The sequence below is a fragment of the Desulfonauticus autotrophicus genome (assembly GCF_055381725.1).
This window is the reverse complement of the sequence record NZ_AP042395.1, coordinates 2127532-2148342: the sequence shown is the minus strand read 5'-3', so window position 1 is coordinate 2148342 and position 20811 is coordinate 2127532. Positions and strand designations below refer to the sequence as shown.

Here is a 20811-nt window from a genome sequence, read left to right as displayed (position 1 = left end):
ACTTAAAAAAGTTAGCCCTGTAAGAATGTTTGTTTTTTTAGTTGTTTAAAGCAAGGGCAAGTACTTTTTCAATTCATACTCAGTAATCTGAATGCGATAATTATCCCATTCAGCCTTTTTATTGGCAATGAATTGGTTAAAGATATGCTCACCCAGGGCATCCTTGACCACTTCACTCTTTTCCATGGCTTCAATGGCTTCATTTAAACTACCAGGCAAACTGGTAATTCCGTGTTTTTCGCGCTCAGCCACATTCATTTCAAAGATATCTTCTTCTACTGGAGCAGGTAGTTCATATTTTTCTTCAATACCCTTAAGACCAGCAGCCAGCATGACGGCAAAAGCCAGGTAAGGATTACAGGCTGGGTCTGGAGAACGAAGTTCTATGCGGGTAGCAGCTTCTTTTCCAGGCTTATACATGGGTACTCTGACCAAAGCAGACCTATTCCTTCTAGCCCAGGCCACATACACAGGAGCTTCATACCCGGGAACCAAACGCTTATAAGAATTTACCCACTGATTACAAATAGCGGTAATCTCTGGAGCATGTTTCAATATGCCAGCGATATAAGATTTACATTCTTCACTTAAGTGATATTGGTCTTTGGGATCATAAAAAGCGTTTTTACCATTTTTAAACAAAGACTGATGGACATGCATTCCACTACCATTTTGCCCAAAAAGGGGTTTAGGCATGAAAGTGGCATAACAACCATGTCTCCTAGCCACTTCTTTCACTATAACTCTATAAGTGACAGAAACATCTGCCATCTTTAAAGCTTCTTGATAACGCAAATCAATCTCATGCTGACTGGGAGCAACTTCATGATGGCTATACTCCACCTGAATGCCCATTTTATTCAAAGCAAAAATAATTTCCCTACGAATATCATTGCCTAAATCCAAAGGAGGAGCATCAAAGTAGCCACCTCTATCTAAAAGAGTAGGCTCTTCAGAACTACCAAACAAAAAGAACTCCAACTCAGGGCCCACATAAAAGGTATATCCCTTTTCTGCTGCCCTTTCCAACATTCTTCTCAGCACATAGCGGCTATCTCCAGCATAGGGAGTCCCATCTGGATTTTTGATATCGCAAAACATTCTGGCTACAGGCCTTTCTGTGGGCCTCCAGGCTACAAACTGAAAAGTGGTAGGGTCAGGAAAGGCTACCATGTCGCTTTCATGAATGCGACAAAACCCTTGAATAGAAGAGCCATCAAACCCCATACCCTCTTCAAAGGCAGCTTCCAGTTCACTGGGAGTAATTTGAAAACTCTTTAAAGTACCCAAAACATCTACAAACCAAAATTGCACAAAACTAACATCATAATCTTTAACTGCTTTTAAGACATCATCTGCATTTTTGCAGTTAAATCTGGGAAGTTCAGCCATACCTTTCTCCTCTTATTTTCAAAATTTATCTTTATCTAAGCAGAGAGCATGCCAAAAAATAAAAACCATAATATTTCAATATGTTAAAACAACAAGCACGTTTTCTAACTTTTATTTAGTTTGTTTTTTTACATTTTTGCAAAATTCTATCCAAACCTCTAAAAATATTTTTTACATTTTTGCAAAACAATTTCACCTATTCTTACTCAAAAAGGTCCTTTTCTCCCTCAGCCCTCTCTTAGAGCGCCCTTTTTCTTAAAGGGCAATTTTCCATTTTTGTAAAAAACCTTCTACTGTTCCCTGATTCTGCAAATAACGAATAAGGGAACTACCAAAGACCACTCCGTCTAAATATTGTTTTATGGGGTCTAGTTGTTCTGGAGAAGAAAGGCCAAACCCCAAGACCAGAGGGCAGTTAAAAACCTCTCGGGCCAGTTTTAGTTGTTGGCTTAAGACCTCTTCCACCTTTAATTCACTGCCAGTAAGCCCCAAAATTGAAACCATGTAAACAAAGGGTGGGTTCAGTTGGCTATAGGCTTGCATTCTTTCCCTGGAAGTATTGAGACCAATTAACGGAATATAGCTCACTTTAGAGTCTTGAGGAAAATAGTTTAAGTATTCTTCCAGGGGCAAGTCTGGAATAATTAGGCCAGAGATATCACATTGAAGGCATTTTTGCAGCAACTTTTCCAGTCCATATTGATAAAAGGGGTTAAAATATCCCATTAAAACCTTTTGCGACTCTAAAGGAGTAGCAGCTAAAACTTCAAAGATGTAATCCAGGTTTACGCCCTGGTCCAGGGCCTTTAAGGAAGCTTCTTCCACCACTGGTCCATCTGCCACAGGGTCAGAAAAGGGAACGCCAATTTCAATGATATCTGCCCCTTCCTGGGCCAGAAGTTGTAATTGCTTTCCAAAACTCTCACGAGACGGAATACCTGCAGTTAAAAAGGGAATTAAGGCCAAACGCCTCTCTGCTTTAGCCAGGCTAAATACTTGCTGTAATTTTTCCTTCATCTTGCATCTCCTTATCTTTGAACAAAATCAGAGCCAAATACAATGTCCAAATCCTTATCTCCTCTGCCTGAAAGGTTTACTACCACCTGAGTTTCTGCAGGCAGCTTCCCTTTTAGTTTTAAAGCATAGGCAAGGGCATGAGAGCTTTCCAGAGCAGGGATAATACCCTCTTTAGCGCTTAAAAGATAAAAGGCCTCTAAGGCTTCTTTATCGTACACCACCTCATATTTGGCTCTACCAATACTTTGAAAATAGGTGTGTTCAGGGCCAACACCCGGGTAATCCAGCCCAGGGGCAATGGAATGCGAAGGTAAAATCTGTCCTTCCCCGGTTTGCAAAAGATAGGTTCTGGTGCCATGTAAAACTCCAGGATTGCCTTTATTTAAGGTGGCAGAATGATAGTCTCCTTCCTTTCCACTTCCGCCAGCTTCCACTCCAATTAACTCCACCTCTTTATCTTCAAAAAAGGGGAAAAAGATACCCATGGCATTGGAGCCTCCTCCCACGCAGGCAACAATTTTATCCGGCAATTTGCCTGTCTGTTCCAGCATCTGAGTCTTTGTCTCCTGGCCAATAATGGATTGAAACTCCCTGACCAGATAGGGAAAGGGATGCGGGCCTACCACAGAGCCAATACAATAATGGGTATCCCTTTGATGGCTTATCCAGTAGCGCAAAGCAGCATTAATGGCGTCCTTTAAGGTCTGGGTGCCACTTTCTACTGCCACCACTTTAGCTCCCAGAAGTTCCATGCGTTTTACATTGAGAGCCTGCCTTTTTACATCCAGAGCGCCCATAAAGACCAGACACTCCAGCCCCAGCATGGCTGCTGCTGTAGCTGTGGCCACTCCATGCTGGCCAGCTCCAGTCTCAGCTATGATTTTGCTTTTCCCCATATACTTGGTCAAAAGGGCCTGGCCTAAAGTATTGTTGATTTTGTGAGCGCCTGTATGGGTCAAATCTTCTCTTTTTAACCACAGTTTAAATCCCAGGTCCTTAGAAAGGTTGGGACAATAATAAAGAGGAGTTGGCCTGCCCACATAATTGGCAAACAAATGGTTTAACTCCCTTTTAAAATCAGTATCAGATAAAAACCTTTCCATAGCTGCTTCCAGTTCTTGCAGAGGAGGAATCAAAAGCTCGGGCACAAATTGCCCGCCAAAATCTCCAAAATAACCCTTTAACATGCTAACTCCTTTATGGTTTGTAAAACTAGTTTTACCTTTGTTAAATCCTTTCTTCCAGGTGCTATTTCTACTCCTGAGTTTAAATCCACACCCATAGGTTTATACTTAAGGACCTGCTCTATGTTGTGCGGCCCAATCCCGCCAGCCAAGATTATGGGATAATCAGCCAGAAATTGCTCCCAAACACCCTGTTTAATCACTCTTCCATGTCCACCTCCAAATCCACCAGCATCAAAGAGAAAATACTCCACCCAAGGGGCAAAAAGTTTTAAATCCCTTTCCAGGTCCTTTGCCCGGGTATACTTTTCTGGCCACATAACCTTAATCAACTTCAAAAAATGTAGCTCCTTGCAAAACTTAAGGTCCTGGGCTCCATGTAGCTGCACATAATCCAACCTGGCGATTTCACTAATGTTTACAATTTCTTCTACCCTATTATTCACAAACACGCCCACTCTTTTGCCTTGGGAACAAAAAGGCATCACTTGAGCTGCTTCCTGGGGAGCAAGGTATCTGGGACTCTGGGGATAAAAGATAAATCCCAGCAAATCCACCCCCATCTCTGCCAGGGCCTCTACTTCTTCTGCTTGGCGCAAGCCACAGACCTTAACCAGCATTCTGCCCTCCCAAAAGGGTTTCCAGGGCTTTTTGGGGACTGGCTTCAGCCATCAGGTGTGTCCCCACCAAAAAGGCATCATAGCCAAGAGAGCTAAACTCTTCCAGTTGCTCAAAAGCCTGTAAGCCACTGGCAGCAATCCAGACTTCACCCTTTTCCTTTTGCGGAATAAACCTTTTAAAGGTAGTTAAGTCTATCTTTAAGGAATCCAAATCCCTGCTATTTACCTGCAGGATGAAGGGATTTAGCTTTTTGGCCAACTCCAGGTCCTCAAAGGAAAAGACTTCCACTACTGGTTCCAGGCCAACTTCCAGCGCCAGTTCGTACATATCTTTTAATCGGGCAAAGTCTTCAAAAAATCTAACAATAAGCAACACTGCCCTGGCAGGCGTACTTAAGGTCTCCTTTATCTGGAGAGGGTGATAGAGAAAGTCCTTGCGCAAAACAGGTAAGCCCACTGGATAAACCCGTGAAATAAAATCCAGTTCCCCTGCAAAAAATTCCCTTTCCGTTAAAATGGATAGTGCTGTAGCGCCTGCTTGCTTGTATTGCCAAGCTACTTCCTCTGGGCTCAGGTGCTTATTGATAACTCCTTTAGAAGGAGAAGAGCGCTTATATTCAGCAATAACCTTATACCTGGGACTCTTTTCCCTCAGGGCCTTAAGCAAAGATGGTTTTGGGCCTTGAAACGGAGCAGGAAAAGTTCCTGTTTTTTCCTTTAAGGCCAGAAGCTCCACTTCTTTTTCTTTTACTTTTTTAAAACGCTCTAACATAACTGTTCCTCAGGAATAAGTCTTTGTAGCCCCTTATCCACCACTTCTCTGGCATAGGCAAAGGCCTTTTTTAAATCCTTTCCTTCCACTTCCAGCAGATAAAACATCACGCCCAGGTTTAAGGCCACCATACTCTTTAGAGCCTTACTCCCTTCCCCTCTAAGCACCTGTTTTTGCTTGCTTAAGGCTTCTTCTTTGCTGGCACAGACCAGTTCTTGCGCAGGTAGGGGCTCAAAACCGTATTCAGCCGGGTCTAAAACTTGCTTACTTACCTTGCCCTCTTCTACCCAGTAAACTTGATTGGGCCCACAGGGAGTAAGTTCATCAAAGCCCATTGCTCCATGGACCACACATCCCCTGACCAAATTTTTTCTGGCCAGGACCTTGGCCACCAATTCCATAAACCCCTCTTGAGGCACGCCTACAATCTGATGGGTAGGATTGGCAGGATTTAAAAGTGGCCCCATGATATTAAACAGAGTCCTTATCCCCAGTTGCTGACGAACAGGGGCAATATGGGCAAAGGCTGGATGAAAATAGGGAGCAAATAAAAAGACAAAGTTTCTGGCTTCCAGTTCTTTGACCACTTCGTTTTCATCTTTAACCAGAGGGAAACCCAATGCCTCCACCACATCTGCGCTGCCGCAGGAACTGGAAATGGCTTTATTGCCGTGTTTCACCACTTTAATTCCCTGGTCAGCCAGGAAAAAGGCCACTGCAGTGGAGCAATTAAAACTATTTTTTCCATCTCCACCTGTACCGCAGGTATCCACTAAAACCCCTGTTAATCCCTGTATTTGCCTGGCCTTGCTTAAGGCTACTTCCACTGCCCCCTGGACTTCTTCCTCTTTTTCCCCTTTACTTCTAAGCCCCATTAAAAGCGCTCCAGCCTGTACTGGAGTCAGCTCTCCTGCAAACAACTTGCTGAAAACTTCTTTGCTTTCTTCATAAGTTAAGTCCTGTCTTTGAGCGATTTTTTCCAAATATGCTTTCATGCTTACACCTCCCCTTTTATCCTTAAAATTTTAAAAAATTGGCTATAAGCTTAGGTCCTTCCGGGCTTAAAATGGACTCTGGATGAAACTGGACTCCCACCCAGGGCCTATCTGTATAGCGCAAGCCCATGACTTCTTTGTTTTCAGTCCAGGCAGTTACTTCCAGAAGCTCGCTCTCTTCTGGATAAACCAGAAGAGAATGATATCTACATACCTGGGTGGGATTGTTTAAACCCTCAAAAAGAGGTTCCTGTTCTTTAAAATAAACCCAGGAAGTTTTGCCGTGCATTACCTGGTCGGCCACATCCACTCTGGCTCCAGCCAGAAAACCTAAAATCTGATGGCCCAAACACACGCCCAGAACAGGGGTGGTTTTGGGTACGAGTTTTAGCACTTCCAGACAAAATCCCGCTCTTTGCGGATTACTTGGTCCAGGAGAAATAATGATCTTTTTGGCCTGTTTGACCAGGGCAAAGAGCTCAGGCCAATCATTGCGTACAACCAGAGGGTCCAAACCCAGTTTTTGTACAACCTGAACCAGGTTGAAAGTAAAGGAGTCATAATTGTCTATGAGCAAAATCATCTGTATCCCCCTTTTGTTCCAGGGCTTTTAAAATTGCCCTGGCCTTATTTTGACACTCCTGCCATTCCTTTTCTGGCACAGAATCAAAGACAATCCCTGCACCAGCCTGGCCATAGACCTTTCCCTGTTCAAACCAGAGAGTACGAATGGTAATACCCGTATCCAGGTTGACACTGTCCTTGTCCAAACCAAGCCAACCCACTGCTCCGGCGTAAATGCCCCTGGGAAAGGGTTCAAACTGACTTATTATTTCCATAGCCCTGATTTTGGGAGCACCTGAAACCGTGCCTGCAGGGAAAGTGGCTCCCAACACATCCAGAGCATCCAGGCCTGATTTTAACTGGGACCTAAGATAGGAAGTAAGATGCATAACATGGGAAAAATACTCTACCTGCATAAACTTACGCACTTCCACACTTCCTGGCGTAGCAATGCGCCCCAGGTCATTACGGCCCAGGTCCACCAACATCACATGTTCAGCCCGCTCTTTCTCATCTGCCAACAAATCTTCTGCTAGGGCCTTATCCTCTTCTTCGCTTTTCCCTCTAGGCCTTGTGCCAGCAATGGGCCTGAGTTCCAGTTCTCCCTGCTCACACTTTACCATCAATTCAGGGGAAGAACCCACCAGAGTTTCCTCTTCAAAGTGCATGTAAAAGGTATAGGGAGAAGGATTTATAAGTCGTAAATGTCTGTACACAGTAAAAGGGTCTCCCCGAAAACTGGCTTGAAAACGCGTGGAAAGCACAACCTGAATAGCTTCACCCTGTCGAATCATTTCCTTAATGGAGCGCACACTTTGTTCAAACTCCTCCCTGGGAAAGAGAAACTCCACCTCTCCTACCTGTATCTCTTTTTCTCTTCCAGGCGTTTGGGTCTGGGCAAAGATTCATGCCCTTCCAGAGTCAAAAATACACAGCGATGATAAAGGTGTTCAAACAAGAGCACCTTGGCTGGCAAGACCAGACGGGTTTTGGCTTCTTCTGGAGACAGGACTTTAGCCAGCTTGGGCTCCAGAAGACCAGCCAATCCATAACCAAAATACCCCACTAAAGACCTGGTCAAAGCTGGGTACCTGGTTTTGGTCAAAGGCTCTATTTCCAGGGAATTTAAGACCTTTCTCAGGCCTTCTATAAACTCAAGTCCATCAAATTCCTTTAAAGCATCCAGCCTGGCATCTCTGCTCTCCACCTTTAACTTGCCCTGCACACAACTAAGCTCCAGGATAAAGTCCCAGGCCAGAATGCTGTATTTACCCAGCCTGCCGTCCACTTCAGCACTTTCCAGAAGAATTCCTGGTTTGCGGCCAATGATATCCAGATAAAGAGAGACAGGCGTCTGGGTATCAGCAGATAGAATCTCGGCCTTTTGTTTTAGTTTAATCATACCTCCTCCGTGTTTTTTATTTACCAAATTAAAAAGCCGTGCCCTTGAGGGAAGGACACGGCTTTTTAATGCACCTTTACCTCTGCCTTTTTACGGCCCTTCCCCCTTATTTTTCTCTTGCCACCACCACCAGCTTCTCTGGGCTAAGACTTCCAATTCTCCAGCTGCTGCCAGGTTCAAGTAGTTTTTAAAAGTTCTGACCACAGTAGAAGAATAGGGATTTTGCTCAAAAAGGGTCGTAAAAAGCTCAAAATCTTCCTGTAACATTTTGGCTGCTGCTTCTTGCCTTCTTTTAAAAGAAGGGGTCATAAATTTATCCAGGGACAGGTTTTGCTCCAAACTGGCAAAATAGGTCAGGGTGGAAATAAAATTTAGCCCCTGAATATAGGCCATGGCTAAATCATGCTCCCTGGGTGTGGTAAAAAAGGTCTCAAAACCCAATTGCTGAAAAAATTTAGCTACCCTGGACACACTTTCCTGCTCCCTTGCTTCTGCACAAAGGGCAATTTTACTAAAACCTGCCTTTAGGTCTGGCCCAAAAAGGGGATGGGTCCCCACAACAGGACCAGCATAAGCCTTGTGCATCTTTTGTAAGGGAATGACTTTTACCGAGCAAATATCAGCTAAGATAGTAGGTGGTTGCAAACAGGGAGCCAGCGCCTCTAACACCTCGTCTAGGGCCTTTATGGGTACGCAAAGCAAGACCAAAAAGGCCTCCTTTACCTCTCTGGCCAGAAGCTTTTTCTCCAAAGGCAAGTCAAATTCCTTTACAGGATAAAACCTTTGAGCCCGCTGGGTAAAAAGCTTACCCATCTTGCCCCTGGCTCCTAAAATAACTACTTTTTTCCTTTCCTTTTCCATCTATAACACCTGGGCCAATACCTGAAAAAAATCCGGAAAGCTCTTGGCCACACATTTAGGGTTATCAAACCTGGCCTTTAACCCCCTTAAACTATACAAACTAAGGCTCATGGCCACCCTGTGGTCATTATAAGTACAAAACTCCACTTCCTTTCCTGCAAGCTCTAACTCCTGCGGAAAAATCTCCAGACCATCTTCTTTTAAATCCACCCTACAGCCTACTTTGGCGATTTCTGTAGCCATGGCCAAAAGCCTATCACTTTCCTTAAGGCGCAGATGAGCCACATTGCTAATTTTAGAAGGAGTGGTGGCCAAGGAAGCCAGAACCGCCACTGTGGGAACCAGGTCCGGACAAAGCCCCAAATCTACCTCTATCCCTTTAAGTCTGGAAGGAAAAACCAGAAAACCATCTTCTTTCGCTTCCACCTTTGCTCCCATTCTTTTTAAAACCTCTAAAATAAACTTATCCCCCTGCAAACTGTCAGCCTTTAAATTTCTGACCCAGACAGGTTTTTGACCCACAGCTCCAAAGGAAAGCAAATAGGAAGCATTGCTAAAATCACCTTCTACCGTAAAGAAAGCAGGTTGTAAGTCTTGAGGGAAAATGGTGACTCTAATTTCTCCAGGACGAATTTCTTTTACTTCTCGAAAATCCACCTCTGTAAATGTTCCCTCTTTTTCAACTCCACTTTAAATTTGCCGCCAAAATGTTTTAATACCTCCAGAGTAAGCCCCACATAAGGCCAGGAAAGGGCCTTTTTACCGCTCACTTCAAGGGTCAGGGGAAAGTCAGCCAGAAGAGCGCCCAAAATAAGCCCTGAAAAGTATTGGCTGCTTTGCTCCAAAGAAACTTCCAGCCTGGGAGATTTAAACCCCTTGCTTTTTAAAATAAAAGGAGGGCATTTGGGCTTTTCCAGATAGACAAACTCTATTCCCTGGGACTGCACAGCCTCTTCCAGGCCATCCATAGGCCTATCCTGCATCCTTCCCTGAGGAAGAAAAAGGAACTCTCCCCTGGCTCCACAAAGAAGGCCAGCTAGCAATCTAAAAGTAGTGCCAGACTCTCCACCCATAAGTTTTACCAAAGAGGAAAAGTGAAAATCCCTACCCTTGCCCTTTACCCTTAAAACACCAGAATTTTCTTCAATCTCCACGCCCAGGGCCTGCAAGCACTCCCTGGTCCTGAGGATATCTTCGCTTACCAGGACCTTATCCAGCTGGGAAATCCCCTTAGCCAAAGAAGCCAGGAGTAAGGCCCGATGGGAAAGGGATTTGGAAGAAGGGGCCTGCAAAACTATGGGTTCTTGCTTAGCTGCCAAGATACTCTCCTTTGGGATAACTTCCCAATACTTTTAACAGATGACAATTATTTTTTAAGTTAGTGAGCAATTCCTTGTATTCTTCCCGGGTAAGGTCACATTCCACATCAGCAAAAAATACATATTGCCACTTTTCCCCGCGCAAGGGACGCGATTCCAATTTCTTCAGGTTAATTTTGGCTCTGGCAAAAATCTCCAGCACGGTAAACAAACTACCTGGCTTATCTGGCAGGGTAAAAACAATGGAAGTCTTTTCCTTGCCTTTTATTTCAGCTGGTTGATTGGCTATAATCAAAAATCTGGTCCAGTTGTCGCTCAAATCCTCAATATGACTGGCTAAAATATTTAAATGTAATAACTCAGCCAGTTTTTTATGCCCAATAGCCGCACTTTCCTCTTCCTGGGTTACCCTTTTGGCTGCCTGGGCAGTGCTTCTTTCAGGAATAATCTCAGCCAGCGGCAAATGGCTATTTAACCAGCCATCACACTGCTCCAGGGCCTGGGGATGAGAGTAAACCCTTTTTATCTGTTTTAGACTTTGAGACTTGCTCAATAAAAAGTGGCTAATGCGAAAGTAAATCTCAGCCTGAATATATACCTCATAGCGCATGAAGTAATCCAGACTCTGCCCCACACTGCCCTGCAAAGAATTTTCCAGAGGGATAATCCCCAGATCTGCCTCTTTGAACACCACGCCCTTAAATACAGCTTCAATATTCTTTTGGGGCCTGAAATCAGCACTCTGTCCCAGATATTCCATCCCAGCTAAATGGGAAAAAGTACCCTCTGGCCCTAAAAAATAGACCTTTTGAGGGCTTTGTAACCTTCTGGAAGAAGAAAGAATCTCCCTATAAATCGCCCTTAAGTGCTCGGTGGGCAAAGGACCGGTATTTTTTTCTTCCAGATTTTTTAAGACTTCTCTTTCCCTAAAGGGCTTAAAGACCAAGTCCTTGTCCTGGGCTTTTATTTTACCCACTTCCAGGCTAAGTTCAGCCCTCTGGTTTAAGAGCTTTAAAAGCTCTAAATCCAGCTTGTTTATTTCTGTTCTAATTTCTTTTAATCTATCTAAGTTCATAATTATTATTTTTCTATAATCTCTTCTTTAATTCTCATGCCAAAGTGCCTGCCTGCCTCATCCACATGACAAAGGACCTTATCTCCTTCTTTTAGCTGCACTACACTCACAGGCTTGCCCTTTGCATCCACCAAACGAATGGTTTCTGCATTTTGGATAATCACACTTCCCTGTAGCCCATCCACTTCTGCTTCTAAAAGCAAGAGAGGTCTAATTTCTGTTTTTACCCTGCCCACAACAGCAATTTCGGTTTCACCCTGATTGTTGACAATCAAGACCTCTTTTCCAGGCTCCAGTTCTTCCAGATAACAGGTTTTATCCTGGGGCAAAAAGGTATAGGAATGCACTCCCCCTGCATTTACCCTAAAGGGCCTGGGAGCCACATAAGGATTGGCTTCTGTTTCTGCATGGATTAAAAAGGTAAACTTGGAAGAATTTCCCACCAGCATTCCCTGTCCAGTGGAAAGCAAAAATACAGTGTCCACACACACCCTGTGTCCTAACCCAATGTTTTTGATGTTTTTTATGGTAGCTGGCTGCAATTCCACCTTTCCCTGTTTTAGTTTGCTCACCTTTACTATTTCCTTTAAGTCTTTGGCTCCCCTGGAAGTAACCACCAAAAAACCAACTCCCACTTCTAAAATGCCCAGAGCTGTTTTGGCCTTTTCCAAGGAAGATACTTCCATGCCCACTTCTTGGGTCCGGGCCAGGATGTTTTCCACAGGAATAATTTCTGTGTCTTCAGGTAAAACCACTAGTTTACCCAGGGAACACTTTTTAATTACTTCATCTTCATCCTGCTTGCTTTTAATGGGAATAAGTAAAAGGTCTTCCTCTTTTAGTACTTGAATGCGCCCCAGAGCCAGGACCTGACTTTCTTCGCCTCCCCTGACGATAATTCCATCCACTCCTGACTCCAGGGCAAGAGTTACTAGCTCCTTATTAAATGGTATGGCTTTAAAATATATTTTTTTAGACATTTTCTTCCTCTTGTTCCTTTAAACCCTGTTCCAGCATTTCCATGGCTTCTTCTAAACTACCCTCTTCGTGAACAATATAAGACAGTGCCTTGACCAGCAGGGTTGGATTCTGGTGCTGAAACACATTTCTGCCCACACTAAGCCCTGCTCCACCTGCGGCTATGGAGTCATAAACCATCTTTAAGATGTCAAAATCATTATCCATTTTTTCGCCACCAGCAATTACTACTGGAATACAACAAGCTTCCACCACCCGTTCAAAGGTTTCAGGACTACCAGTATAGGGCACCTTGACCACATCTGCCCCCAACTCTTCTCCCAGCCGCGCACAATGGGTTACCACCTGAGGGTCATAACCATTTTGAATTTTGGGACCGCGAGCGTAAACCATGGCTAAAACAGGCATACCCCATTCATTGGCTCTGGAAGTTACTTCTCCCAGGTCTTTTAACATTCTAGCCTCGGTTTCATCTCCCACATTGACATGTACAAACACTCCATCAGCACCCAGGCGAATGGCATCTTCCACTGTACCAACCAATGTTTTGGCATTGGGAAAAGGAGAAAGTGCAGTACTAGCAGATAGGTGGACAATAAGACCTACATCTTTTCCATGGCCACGGTGGGAACAACGAGGTAGACCCTTATGCATCAACACTGCATTGGCTCCACCCTCAGCTACCTTGTTTACTGTATCTCTTAAATCTACCAATCCAAAAATGGGACCAACAGTTACTCCATGGTCCAGAGGAACAATAATGGTCCTGCCCGTGTTGCGATTAAAAATTCTTTCCAATCTTACAGCCTTGCCCAAATGCATCTTCGCCTCCTCTTTTTACAGGGCCCAAGGCTTTTTTTGGCGGCCTTTTAGGATAAAAAAAAGGGCCGCCGGCTTTTGCCTGCGGCCCTTTGGGTTTTTACTTTTTACTTTGGCCTAAACCACACCCTCCAGACCACAGGCCTCCCTAAAATAAAAATACCAAAAAAAGTAAAAATTAAAGTAGGAATTGCTGTGGTTGGAGAATGTTCTATTCATGGGAATAGGTCTTTAAGCAAACTCAAAAAAAGTGTCAAGCTTTTTTTGAGTTAAACTAAAAATTTACTTTTCTCCTGCTTTACCTTTTTCTTGCAAAAAAAAGTAAAACTTATACTCTTGCCAAGTACAAAACTTTTACTTAACTTTAACCAGATTAATTCAATTTCATTTTTCAGGAGGCAACAATTATGAGTGCAGCTAAAATAAGTAAAATTCCTTCTGCTGAAAAAAATACTCAGGAAGAACATCAACAATTTGCCCAGGAAATCCTGGCCAAAACCCAAAAAGACATGGGTAAGGTAGGACTTGTCATTTCCATTCTGGCTGTAATCCTCTCTGCTGTTTTATTTTTTGGGCTTAACCAGAATGTCAAAGGTCTAAGCGAGGAAGTAAGCAAGTTAGGCCAACTCAGCACAGAACTAAAAGTTCTTAGCTCTCAGGTGGGTTCTTTGGAAAGTAAGGTTGCAGCCCTGGAAAACCTTCCTCAGAAAACCAAAAACCTGATTATTGCCAATACCCTGCAAGACATGGCCCAAAAAACCAAATACCTGAGCTCCCAGGTACAAACTGAAGAACAGGCAACCAAGCTCTTGCAAGCTCAGGAACTTTTAAAACAGGTCCAGGTAGAAATAGGCTCCAACTAATATCCTTGACTAACCAACCCCCTCCTTTAATTAAAAGATAGAATCTTTTTAGTTAAAGGAGGGGTAGAAATGTCCTTTAGACTCAACCTTTCCAAAAAATTTTTCCAAGCAGGCTCTGACTTTTTACACTTAATAATAGGAATTCTCCTCATTATCTTAGGTGGTTTTTTTGTTTTACATCTTTTTTACAACCTAAAATCTTTGCTGCTAGAAAAAGATTTTGCTGTTACTGTAGGAATTATCTTAAACAAGGTCTTCTTTGCCCTGATGATTTTAGAAGTAGCTCATACTGTGGTGGTTTCCTACCAGGAACACATTATCAGGCCAGAACCTTTTTTAATCATAGGACTTATCGCTAGTGTAAGAAGAGTATTAGTGCTGACTTTAAACCTGGTAGAAAAGATTCCTTCTCAAGAAGAATTTTATAGAGCCATGCTAGAAACAGGCGTTTTAGCTTTGCTTATCTTAATTCTCATCATAGGGCTTGTACTTTTACAAAAAAATCAAAAGCCGCAAGGATAAAACCTATTTCACCTCCTGATAATTCTTAATGTACAATTGATTAACCTTCTAAATAAAAATTTTATGTTTACATCAAAAATTTTAATTAAGATTTAATCCCATTTATGTTTTTTTTAATCTTGACTTAGAAGATAATATCACATTAAACTTATAAAATAAAGAATAACACCAATCAACCTAAAATGTCCAAAAAATCATCTTTACCTATTCTGGGCTATCTCCTGATTATACTTTTGGCCCTTCCTTCCCTGGTAAAAGCCAAAGTAGAAAAGGTAGTTGTGCTGGGTGGAACTTCCTATGCGCCCTTTATTTTTCTTGATGCCAAGCAACAACCTCAAGGTATTTTCGTGGACTTCTGGAAACTCTGGTCTCAAAAAACAAAGGTCAAGGTTGAATTTAAGCTTACAACTTTCAAGCAGGCCCTTGAGCTGGTTCAAAAAGAAGAGAACCATGTCTTAAGCGGTTTTTTCTATAGCCAGGAAAGAGAAAAGTATTTTGATTTCTCTGTACCTTACCTTAAAATAGATACCACCATTTTTTTTCACAAAAACATCCTGGGCTTAAAAGACCTATCTTCTTTAGCTGGCTTTGATATAGGGGTAATCAAAGGAGATTTTGCTGAAGAATATTTAAAAAACCATTTTCCCTCTTATAATTTAGAACCCTTTCCCACTGTAAAAGAACTGTTTAGAGCTGTTTTTGAACATAAAATTAAAGTTTTTATTTTAGACAAACCAACAGGCTTATTCTTCTTGTCCCAGAAAAAGAAGGAGAAGAGTTTCGCTATTTAACCAAGCCCATCTACACTCAAAAGGTAGTGGCTGGAGTAAAAAAGGGAAACCCAGAGTTATTAAACCTAATTAATTCTGGTTTTAGCCAGATAACAGACAAAGAAAGCAAGGAAATCTTAAAACAGTGGAGCGGAGAATATGTGCTAAATAAAAAAAAGATATACCAGTTTATCCTGGCTTTAACTGTTATTATTGTTTTATTTTTACTCTGGAACTTCCTTTTACGCTTCCAGGTCAAAAAAAGGACCAGAGAATTGGCCAGGTTAAGCAGTCAGTTTGAAACCACCTTGCTCTCTTTAGGGGACGCAATGATTGCCACTGACCTTAAGGGCAACATTACCCTAATGAACCCTGTAGCAGAAAGCCTAACTGGCTGGAGCTTAGAAGAAGCTAAGGGCCAAAAACTTACTGAGGTCTTTAAGATTGTAAATGCACTTACCCGCAAGCCTGCCTTAAATCCCGTAGAAAAGGTTTTAAGCACTGGGAAAGTCTGCGGACTAGCCAATCACACCAAGCTAATCTCTAAAACTGGTCAAGAGTACCATATAGAAGATTCAGCAGCTCCCATTATAGACCAGCAGGGAAACCCATTGGGAGTAGTACTTATCTTTAGGGACATAAGTAAGGAATATGAACTAAAAGAAGAACTTCTTTCCCAACAAATATTATTAGAAAAGGCAGCCAGTCTGGCTAAACTAATTGTTCTGGAAATAGACTTAAAAACTGAAAAGGTTAGGGCCAATCAAAATGCTTACTCTTTGTTAGAGCTAGACAGAAAAGAAGAGCTTACTCTAGAGTATCTTTTAACTCTCCTTACAGAACAGGATAAAAAATTATTCAGAGAAAAAATTAATAAGCTTGCTCCAGAAGACTCCTCAACCTTTGAGTTAAAATTAAATATAAACAAACTAAATAAAGTAGTTCTAAGTTTTATAGAGTACCAAAAAGAAAAGAAAAAACTTATGGTCGTAGCTCAGGATATCACCGAAATAACAGAGTTAAAAGAAAAGATATTGCAAAGTGAAGAAAAATATAAGGCAGTTTTTGAACAAGCTCCCATAGGAATAATGGTTTACGATAAGGATAGCACAATAAAAGAATGTAATGATTTTTTAGCTAACATCATAGGCACAACCAAAGAAAACTTGCTTGGCTTTAACCTAATAGGAAGAGTTATTAACATTAAACTGAAAAAAGCCATAAAAGACTCCCTGGAAAAGGGGATTGGCTTTTTTGAAGGAAGTTATACTTCCATTTTAGGGAATAAAACAGCTATTGTTCGAGCCACTTTTAAGGCTTTAAAAAGGGATGGAGAGATAATAGGTGGTATTGGGCTGGTAGAAGACATTACAGAAATAGAACGACACAAAGAGGCTCTATTTAAAAAGGAAAAGCTGGAGAGCATCGGCACTCTGGCTGGAGGGATTGCCCATGATTTTAATAATCTTTTAACTGCAATTTTTGGCCAGATTACCCTGGCTCAAAAAAAACTGGCCCCCTCCCATCCCAGTTTTAAAAACTTAGAAAAAACTCAAGCTACCATTGAAAGGGCCCAAAAAATCGCCGGTCAATTACTCTCTCTAACCAAAGGCTGGGAGCCCATAAAAGAAACTGTAGACCTAAAAACTATCCTTCCTTTAATTGCTGAATTAGACTTAAGTGGTAGCAAGGTAAAAGCCATTTATTACTTCCCAGAAGAAAATTACCTGGTAGAAGGAGATAAAGTTCAACTGGAACAGGCCTTTTCCAATATTATTTTAAACGCAAAAGAAGCAATGCCTGGGGGAGGGACCTTAACCATCAGCTTAAACCACAAATCAATAAAAGAAAGCTCTGAGACACTCCCTTCGCTTCCACAAGGTGATTACATCTACCTGGAGATAAAAGATACAGGAATAGGGATAGACAGGGAAGTTTTAAATAAAATATTTGATCCTTACTTTTCCACTAAAAAGACAGGAAGTGGTTTAGGCCTGGCCATAGTCCATTCTATTATAGAAAAACACAAGGGTTTTATTTTTGTGGAATCAGAAAAGGGAAAAGGAACTACCTTTAAAATCTATTTACCCGCCTCTTCTGAGAAAAAATTAGCCTCTCAAAGAGCAAAAAAAACTCAAGAACACACCCTTAAAAAGGCCAGAATCCTCTTTTTAGATGATGAAGAGGTATTGCAAGAGACCTTTAAGGAACTGCTGGAATCCTATGGTTATGAAGTAGAAACAGCCAGTACAGGGGAAGAGGCTTTAGAAAAGTATAAAAAGTCCCTGGAAGAAAATAAACCTTTTCATGTAACCATCATGGACCTTACCATTCCTGGAGGAATGGGCGGAAAAGAAGTTATTCCCCACATTTTAGCCCTAAACCCTGAAGCCCTTTGCATTATTTCCAGTGGCTATAGTCATGACCCTGTACTTGCCAACTACCAGGACTATGGCTTTAAAGCAGCCTTGCAAAAGCCCTTTGAGATTGAAAAGTTATTGGAACTGCTGGACAAACTACTCTAAAAAATAAAAAACTCTATCTCCATCTCCAAAAGACCTTGAAAAAATTTAACCTACTACTTCCAACCATTTAATAAAAAAATAATATCTATTGACAAAGCTCTATCTTGTCTTTAGCGTGACTAAAAATAGTTAAAGGAGAAAAGCGATGGAACACTTGGTAAGTATTTTTTTCTTTAGTATTTTTTGTTTATTTGGTTGTGTGTCTATATCTACAGCCCAGGAAAACCCTTCTAATCCTAGAGCAGAATGGGATAGTTTAATGCAAGAAAGCCTAAAAGCTGCGAAAGGGGGAGATTATTTTGCAGCCATTGCCTTAACTGAGCTTGCCTTACAAAAAGCAGAGCAGGCTTTTGGCCCAGAAGATGCTACAGTAGCCAGTAGCTTGAATAATTTGGCCTATTTTCACAAAACCTTAAAAGAATATGTCCAAGCTGAAGAGTATTATAAACGCTGTCTGGATATTAGAAAAAAGTTATATGGCCTGGAACATCCAGCAGTAGCTACGAGCATCAATAATTTAGCTTCTCTTTATTATGTAAAAGGAGATTATGCTGCTGCTGAACCTCTCTTTAAAGAAGCCTTGGAAGTTTGGAAACAAACTCTAGGCCCCAATCATCCAAATGTAGCTATCTGTCTGGAAAATCTGGCTATGCTTTATCAGGCAACCAATAGACAGGAAGAAGCCCAAAAATTAGAAGCACAAGCTCAAGCAATTCGAGCTCAAAACCAGTAAACATCTTAAAAAAAGGATATCCCTTATTTTGAGTTTAAGGGATATCCTTTTATTTCTATCTTTTATATTCCCAGAAAAGTTTAGCTAAAGATTCTATTTCTTCGCTTACAGCCAGAGCTTCCTGGAGGTTTTCAGCCCAAACCACCAACCCATGCTTTTGTAAGCAAATTATAGAATATTTCTCTCCTGCCCTAGCTACTACCCTGGCTAAGTCCAGGCTCCCGGGCTTGAAGGGAGGAAGATAGGCAATTTTGTTTTTAAACAAGTCCATCTCAAAAAAAGGCAGTTCCAACAAATCATATCCCTTTAACAGGAGCAAGTTTAAATAAGGGGGGTGCGTATGCAAAATAGCCCTGGCCTTAGGTTGCTTTTTATATAAAAATAAATGCATTTTGCTCTCAGAAGAAGGATTTCCCTGATTTAAAAGTCTATTCTCCCTTAAATCAAACACGGAAAAATCCTTGAAAGTCAAATTACCTTTAAAGGTTTTGGAGTTGGTGATTAAGACCTTAGAAGTATCTAATACACTTATATTTCCATTATACCCACTAAAAAGTCCTTTTTCCCAGCCTAATTGGCCAATTTTTATTACTTCTTTTACCTTTTTAAAGTCAAAAAATATGGAAAAGCCTTTTTCATCTACCTCAGGTAAATAAGGTTTTATATCAATAATTGGAGTTTTATCTATGGCTTCTAAGGGATGAACCACTAAACCATCCTGAAGTACTTCTTTTATATCCACTAAATGCAGACCTATGGGATTGGGTCTGGCTGGAGACCTGGTGGCAAAAACACCATGCAGGGCCAGTTGCCTGTCTCCTCCTGGATGTACCTCCAGCACCTCCCTGGAAGCCAGATGCAGCCAGGTAAAGATATAAACCTTTTGCCCTCTGCTTAATCTGGAAAGTCCCTGTAAATACCTGGAGTATATTTTTATTTTAACCGGGGGTAAGGATTTATCTCCTTGTTTGGGCACTTCTTCTCTTTTCTTAAAAGGGGAAAGTACTTCTCCAATGGGAACTAAAGAATAATCCTTCATTTTTCCTAATCCTTTTCCTTAAGGTTAAGCCATACTTTCAAAAAAACTTTAAAGTAGCAAGTGGTTAATAAAAAATAAAAGGGCTACCCTGCGGGATAGCCCTTTTATTTTAAACTATTTTTTCTTTAAAAGCTTAATTCAATTCTTTTTCCTGTGGAAATACGGGCAAGTAACGATAGGATAGGCTAAGGACCAAAGCTCCGTAAGCTAAAATCTCAATGGTAGTAGCCCATTCTGCCCAGTTGGGTGTATAGGAATACCACTTATCAAAGGGCATTACAGGAAAAGCAAGGGTTTGAACTGTAAAGACGAAACGATTAATCACAATACCAATACAATCCAGAATAGCAGCAGTGTAGAGTAAGAAAGGAATGTTTCTAAACTTAGGCACTACCAGTAAAATAGCTGGAATTACTCCACAAAGGCCAAGTTCTGCCCACAACAGCCATTTCCCATAGACATCATTAAACATCTGGTCAAAGGTAAGACCCATTTTGGGTAGAGTATCAGTAGCCCAATACCAGGTGTCTAAGAACTTAAAGAAAAGATAGAAGCAAAGTAAGGAACCAGCAATTTTACCCATTAAGGCCTTGGTTTCATAGGAAACCAGCTTACGGCCAGTAATCTTTTCCATCAAGGTAGCAATAAGCATGGTAAAGGCAGGACCAGAAGCAATAGCAGAAGCTACAAATAAGAAGAAGGTCCAGGGCCAGATAAAGAAACCTTCTCTATAGGCAAAGGGGCGACCAAAAAGCACACCATACATACCACCCAAGGAACCCTGGTGGAAAGTGGACAAAAAAGTACCAATACCAGCAAAAAGAGGCATGTACACATGAAAGTTATGAGCCAAATTGTGGATGAAACGATTTTGATTGAGCTTTCTGTTTTCCAGAATAATAGGAATATATTCAATAATTAAAACCATACAATAGCAAGTAATACAAAAGATAACTTCAGTGAGCATGGAATGGACATTGGGGTGCCAATAACCAAACCAGGCTCTAAGAGGTTGGCCAATATCCAGGGTCAAAATGAGCATGGCTCCAGAGTAGCAAATAAAGCCCACAATTACAGCCAGGTTGATGATATTTTTTAACTCTTCAATGCCCACAATGTATTTGAGGAAACCAGAAAAGAAAGCTCCAGCTCCCAAAGCAATAACAGCCAAATCAAAGGTAATCCACAACCCAAATCCAAAATAGTTGTCTAAATTGGTCTCCACCAATCCATTGGCAAAAATCCTATAGGTAGCGTAAAGTCCCCAGGCAAAAACCACACCAATAATGGCCAGCCAAACGGCAAATTTGCCAAAGGAGCAACGCTCCACTCCTTCAGGTAACCATTCTCTATCTATCATG

Annotated in this window: 22 protein-coding genes; 5 read left to right on the top strand and 17 right to left on the bottom strand. The window is 41.6% G+C overall.

Annotated features, from left to right (window positions below; all coding sequences use genetic code 11):
* Positions 1-45 precede the first annotated feature (45 nt).
* The 15 genes from glnA to ACZ42F_RS12115 all read right to left on the bottom strand — a co-directional run bounded on the left by glnA (position 46) and on the right by ACZ42F_RS12115 (position 13001).
* Positions 46-1392 (bottom strand): type I glutamate--ammonia ligase, encoded by a 1347-nt coding sequence (glnA, locus tag ACZ42F_RS12185; RefSeq protein WP_464279188.1) that lies wholly within the window; start codon positions 1390-1392, stop codon positions 46-48.
* Positions 1393-1647: 255 nt separating this feature from the next.
* Positions 1648-2409 (bottom strand): tryptophan synthase subunit alpha, encoded by a 762-nt coding sequence (gene trpA / locus ACZ42F_RS12180; protein ID WP_029965336.1) that lies wholly within the window; start codon positions 2407-2409, stop codon positions 1648-1650.
* An 11-nt stretch (positions 2410-2420) separates the two neighbouring features.
* Positions 2421-3596: a tryptophan synthase subunit beta gene (trpB, locus tag ACZ42F_RS12175; RefSeq protein ID WP_029965337.1), complete on the bottom strand. Its 1176-nt coding sequence runs from the start codon at positions 3594-3596 to the stop codon at positions 2421-2423.
* On the bottom strand, positions 3590-4213 hold the full coding sequence (locus tag ACZ42F_RS12170) for a phosphoribosylanthranilate isomerase (RefSeq protein WP_029965338.1): 624 nt from the start codon (positions 4211-4213) through the stop codon (positions 3590-3592). The genes trpB and ACZ42F_RS12170 overlap by 7 nt, the downstream gene beginning before the upstream one ends.
* Positions 4203-4985, bottom strand: coding sequence for an indole-3-glycerol-phosphate synthase (locus ACZ42F_RS12165; RefSeq protein ID WP_029965339.1), 783 nt, complete (start codon positions 4983-4985; stop codon positions 4203-4205). Before ACZ42F_RS12165 ends, ACZ42F_RS12170 begins: the two co-directional genes overlap by 11 nt.
* Positions 4979-5980 (bottom strand): anthranilate phosphoribosyltransferase, encoded by a 1002-nt coding sequence (gene trpD / locus ACZ42F_RS12160; RefSeq protein ID WP_029965340.1) that lies wholly within the window; start codon positions 5978-5980, stop codon positions 4979-4981. The genes ACZ42F_RS12165 and trpD overlap by 7 nt, the downstream gene beginning before the upstream one ends.
* A gap of 22 nt (positions 5981-6002) precedes the next feature.
* Positions 6003-6563 (bottom strand): anthranilate synthase component II, encoded by a 561-nt coding sequence (locus ACZ42F_RS12155; protein ID WP_464279187.1) that lies wholly within the window; start codon positions 6561-6563, stop codon positions 6003-6005.
* A complete protein-coding gene (locus ACZ42F_RS12150) occupies positions 6538-7395 on the bottom strand; it encodes an anthranilate synthase component I family protein (RefSeq protein ID WP_464279186.1) in 858 nt (285 codons plus the stop codon). Before ACZ42F_RS12150 ends, ACZ42F_RS12155 begins: the two co-directional genes overlap by 26 nt.
* 5 nt (positions 7396-7400) lie before the next feature.
* Positions 7401-7946, bottom strand: a complete 546-nt coding sequence (locus ACZ42F_RS12145) for a hypothetical protein (RefSeq protein ID WP_464279185.1) — start codon at positions 7944-7946, stop codon at positions 7401-7403.
* A gap of 90 nt (positions 7947-8036) precedes the next feature.
* Entirely contained in the window at positions 8037-8807 is a 771-nt protein-coding gene (locus ACZ42F_RS12140) for a prephenate dehydrogenase/arogenate dehydrogenase family protein (RefSeq protein ID WP_029965344.1), read from the bottom strand.
* Complete coding sequence (locus tag ACZ42F_RS12135) at positions 8808-9464, bottom strand: 3-phosphoshikimate 1-carboxyvinyltransferase (protein WP_464279184.1); 657 nt, start codon at positions 9462-9464, stop codon at positions 8808-8810. It abuts the gene before it with no gap.
* Positions 9446-10126 (bottom strand): 3-phosphoshikimate 1-carboxyvinyltransferase, encoded by a 681-nt coding sequence (locus tag ACZ42F_RS12130; RefSeq protein ID WP_464279183.1) that lies wholly within the window; start codon positions 10124-10126, stop codon positions 9446-9448. The genes ACZ42F_RS12135 and ACZ42F_RS12130 overlap by 19 nt, the downstream gene beginning before the upstream one ends.
* The gene (gene pheA / locus ACZ42F_RS12125; RefSeq protein WP_464279182.1) at positions 10116-11201 is read right to left on the bottom strand and encodes a prephenate dehydratase; all 1086 of its coding nucleotides are present in this window, start codon (positions 11199-11201) and stop codon (positions 10116-10118) included. Before pheA ends, ACZ42F_RS12130 begins: the two co-directional genes overlap by 11 nt.
* A gap of 5 nt (positions 11202-11206) precedes the next feature.
* Positions 11207-12181 (bottom strand): 3-dehydroquinate synthase II, encoded by a 975-nt coding sequence (locus ACZ42F_RS12120; protein WP_464279181.1) that lies wholly within the window; start codon positions 12179-12181, stop codon positions 11207-11209.
* A complete protein-coding gene (locus ACZ42F_RS12115) occupies positions 12174-13001 on the bottom strand; it encodes a 2-amino-3,7-dideoxy-D-threo-hept-6-ulosonate synthase (RefSeq protein ID WP_464279180.1) in 828 nt (275 codons plus the stop codon). Before ACZ42F_RS12115 ends, ACZ42F_RS12120 begins: the two co-directional genes overlap by 8 nt.
* A gap of 404 nt (positions 13002-13405) precedes the next feature.
* Between ACZ42F_RS12115 and ACZ42F_RS12110 the strand changes: the two genes are divergently transcribed.
* From ACZ42F_RS12110 to ACZ42F_RS12090, 5 genes are all read left to right on the top strand, one after another.
* Positions 13406-13861 (top strand): hypothetical protein, encoded by a 456-nt coding sequence (locus tag ACZ42F_RS12110; protein ID WP_029965351.1) that lies wholly within the window; start codon positions 13406-13408, stop codon positions 13859-13861.
* Positions 13862-13930: 69 nt separating this feature from the next.
* The gene (locus tag ACZ42F_RS12105; RefSeq protein WP_464279179.1) at positions 13931-14383 is read left to right on the top strand and encodes a phosphate-starvation-inducible PsiE family protein; all 453 of its coding nucleotides are present in this window, start codon (positions 13931-13933) and stop codon (positions 14381-14383) included.
* Between the two features lie 182 nt (positions 14384-14565).
* Positions 14566-15174 carry a transporter substrate-binding domain-containing protein gene (locus ACZ42F_RS12100; protein WP_464279178.1) on the top strand — a complete coding sequence of 203 codons (609 nt, stop codon included), beginning with the start codon at positions 14566-14568 and terminating at the stop codon, positions 15172-15174.
* A 26-nt stretch (positions 15175-15200) separates the two neighbouring features.
* Positions 15201-17678, top strand: a complete 2478-nt coding sequence (locus ACZ42F_RS12095) for a hybrid sensor histidine kinase/response regulator (RefSeq protein WP_464279177.1) — start codon at positions 15201-15203, stop codon at positions 17676-17678.
* Positions 17679-17823: 145 nt separating this feature from the next.
* Complete coding sequence (locus tag ACZ42F_RS12090; protein ID WP_464279176.1) at positions 17824-18411, top strand: tetratricopeptide repeat protein; 588 nt, start codon at positions 17824-17826, stop codon at positions 18409-18411.
* A 55-nt stretch (positions 18412-18466) separates the two neighbouring features.
* Here the strand turns inward: ACZ42F_RS12090 and tsaA are convergent, their stop codons facing one another.
* Positions 18467-19450 (bottom strand): tRNA (N6-threonylcarbamoyladenosine(37)-N6)-methyltransferase TrmO, encoded by a 984-nt coding sequence (tsaA, locus tag ACZ42F_RS12085; protein ID WP_029965357.1) that lies wholly within the window; start codon positions 19448-19450, stop codon positions 18467-18469.
* 133 nt (positions 19451-19583) lie between these two features.
* Positions 19584-20810, bottom strand: coding sequence for a menaquinone reductase integral membrane subunit QrcD (gene qrcD / locus ACZ42F_RS12080; RefSeq protein WP_464279175.1), 1227 nt, complete (start codon positions 20808-20810; stop codon positions 19584-19586).
* Position 20811: the final 1 nt, after the last annotated feature.

Bases quoted from the DNA above. Each gene is read 5' to 3' on its own strand.
- tsaA (WP_029965357.1), bottom strand. From the start codon at position 19,450: ATGAAGGATTATTCTTTAGTTCCCATTGGAGAAGTACTTTCCCCTTTT.
- trpD (WP_029965340.1), bottom strand. From the start codon at position 5,980: ATGAAAGCATATTTGGAAAAAATCGCTCAAAGACAGGACTTAACTTAT.
- qrcD (WP_464279175.1), bottom strand. From the start codon at position 20,810: ATGATAGATAGAGAATGGTTACCTGAAGGAGTGGAGCGTTGCTCCTTT.
- ACZ42F_RS12105 (WP_464279179.1), top strand. From the start codon at position 13,931: ATGTCCTTTAGACTCAACCTTTCCAAAAAATTTTTCCAAGCAGGCTCT.
- ACZ42F_RS12140 (WP_029965344.1), bottom strand. From the start codon at position 8,807: ATGGAAAAGGAAAGGAAAAAAGTAGTTATTTTAGGAGCCAGGGGCAAG.
- trpB (WP_029965337.1), bottom strand. From the start codon at position 3,596: ATGTTAAAGGGTTATTTTGGAGATTTTGGCGGGCAATTTGTGCCCGAG.
- ACZ42F_RS12145 (WP_464279185.1), bottom strand. From the start codon at position 7,946: ATGATTAAACTAAAACAAAAGGCCGAGATTCTATCTGCTGATACCCAG.
- ACZ42F_RS12120 (WP_464279181.1), bottom strand. From the start codon at position 12,181: ATGTCTAAAAAAATATATTTTAAAGCCATACCATTTAATAAGGAGCTA.
- ACZ42F_RS12100 (WP_464279178.1), top strand. From the start codon at position 14,566: ATGTCCAAAAAATCATCTTTACCTATTCTGGGCTATCTCCTGATTATA.
- ACZ42F_RS12110 (WP_029965351.1), top strand. From the start codon at position 13,406: ATGAGTGCAGCTAAAATAAGTAAAATTCCTTCTGCTGAAAAAAATACT.
- ACZ42F_RS12155 (WP_464279187.1), bottom strand. From the start codon at position 6,563: ATGATTTTGCTCATAGACAATTATGACTCCTTTACTTTCAACCTGGTT.
- ACZ42F_RS12165 (WP_029965339.1), bottom strand. From the start codon at position 4,985: ATGTTAGAGCGTTTTAAAAAAGTAAAAGAAAAAGAAGTGGAGCTTCTG.
- trpA (WP_029965336.1), bottom strand. From the start codon at position 2,409: ATGAAGGAAAAATTACAGCAAGTATTTAGCCTGGCTAAAGCAGAGAGG.
- ACZ42F_RS12170 (WP_029965338.1), bottom strand. From the start codon at position 4,213: ATGCTGGTTAAGGTCTGTGGCTTGCGCCAAGCAGAAGAAGTAGAGGCC.
- ACZ42F_RS12115 (WP_464279180.1), bottom strand. From the start codon at position 13,001: ATGCATTTGGGCAAGGCTGTAAGATTGGAAAGAATTTTTAATCGCAAC.
- ACZ42F_RS12090 (WP_464279176.1), top strand. From the start codon at position 17,824: ATGGAACACTTGGTAAGTATTTTTTTCTTTAGTATTTTTTGTTTATTT.
- glnA (WP_464279188.1), bottom strand. From the start codon at position 1,392: ATGGCTGAACTTCCCAGATTTAACTGCAAAAATGCAGATGATGTCTTA.
- pheA (WP_464279182.1), bottom strand. From the start codon at position 11,201: ATGAACTTAGATAGATTAAAAGAAATTAGAACAGAAATAAACAAGCTG.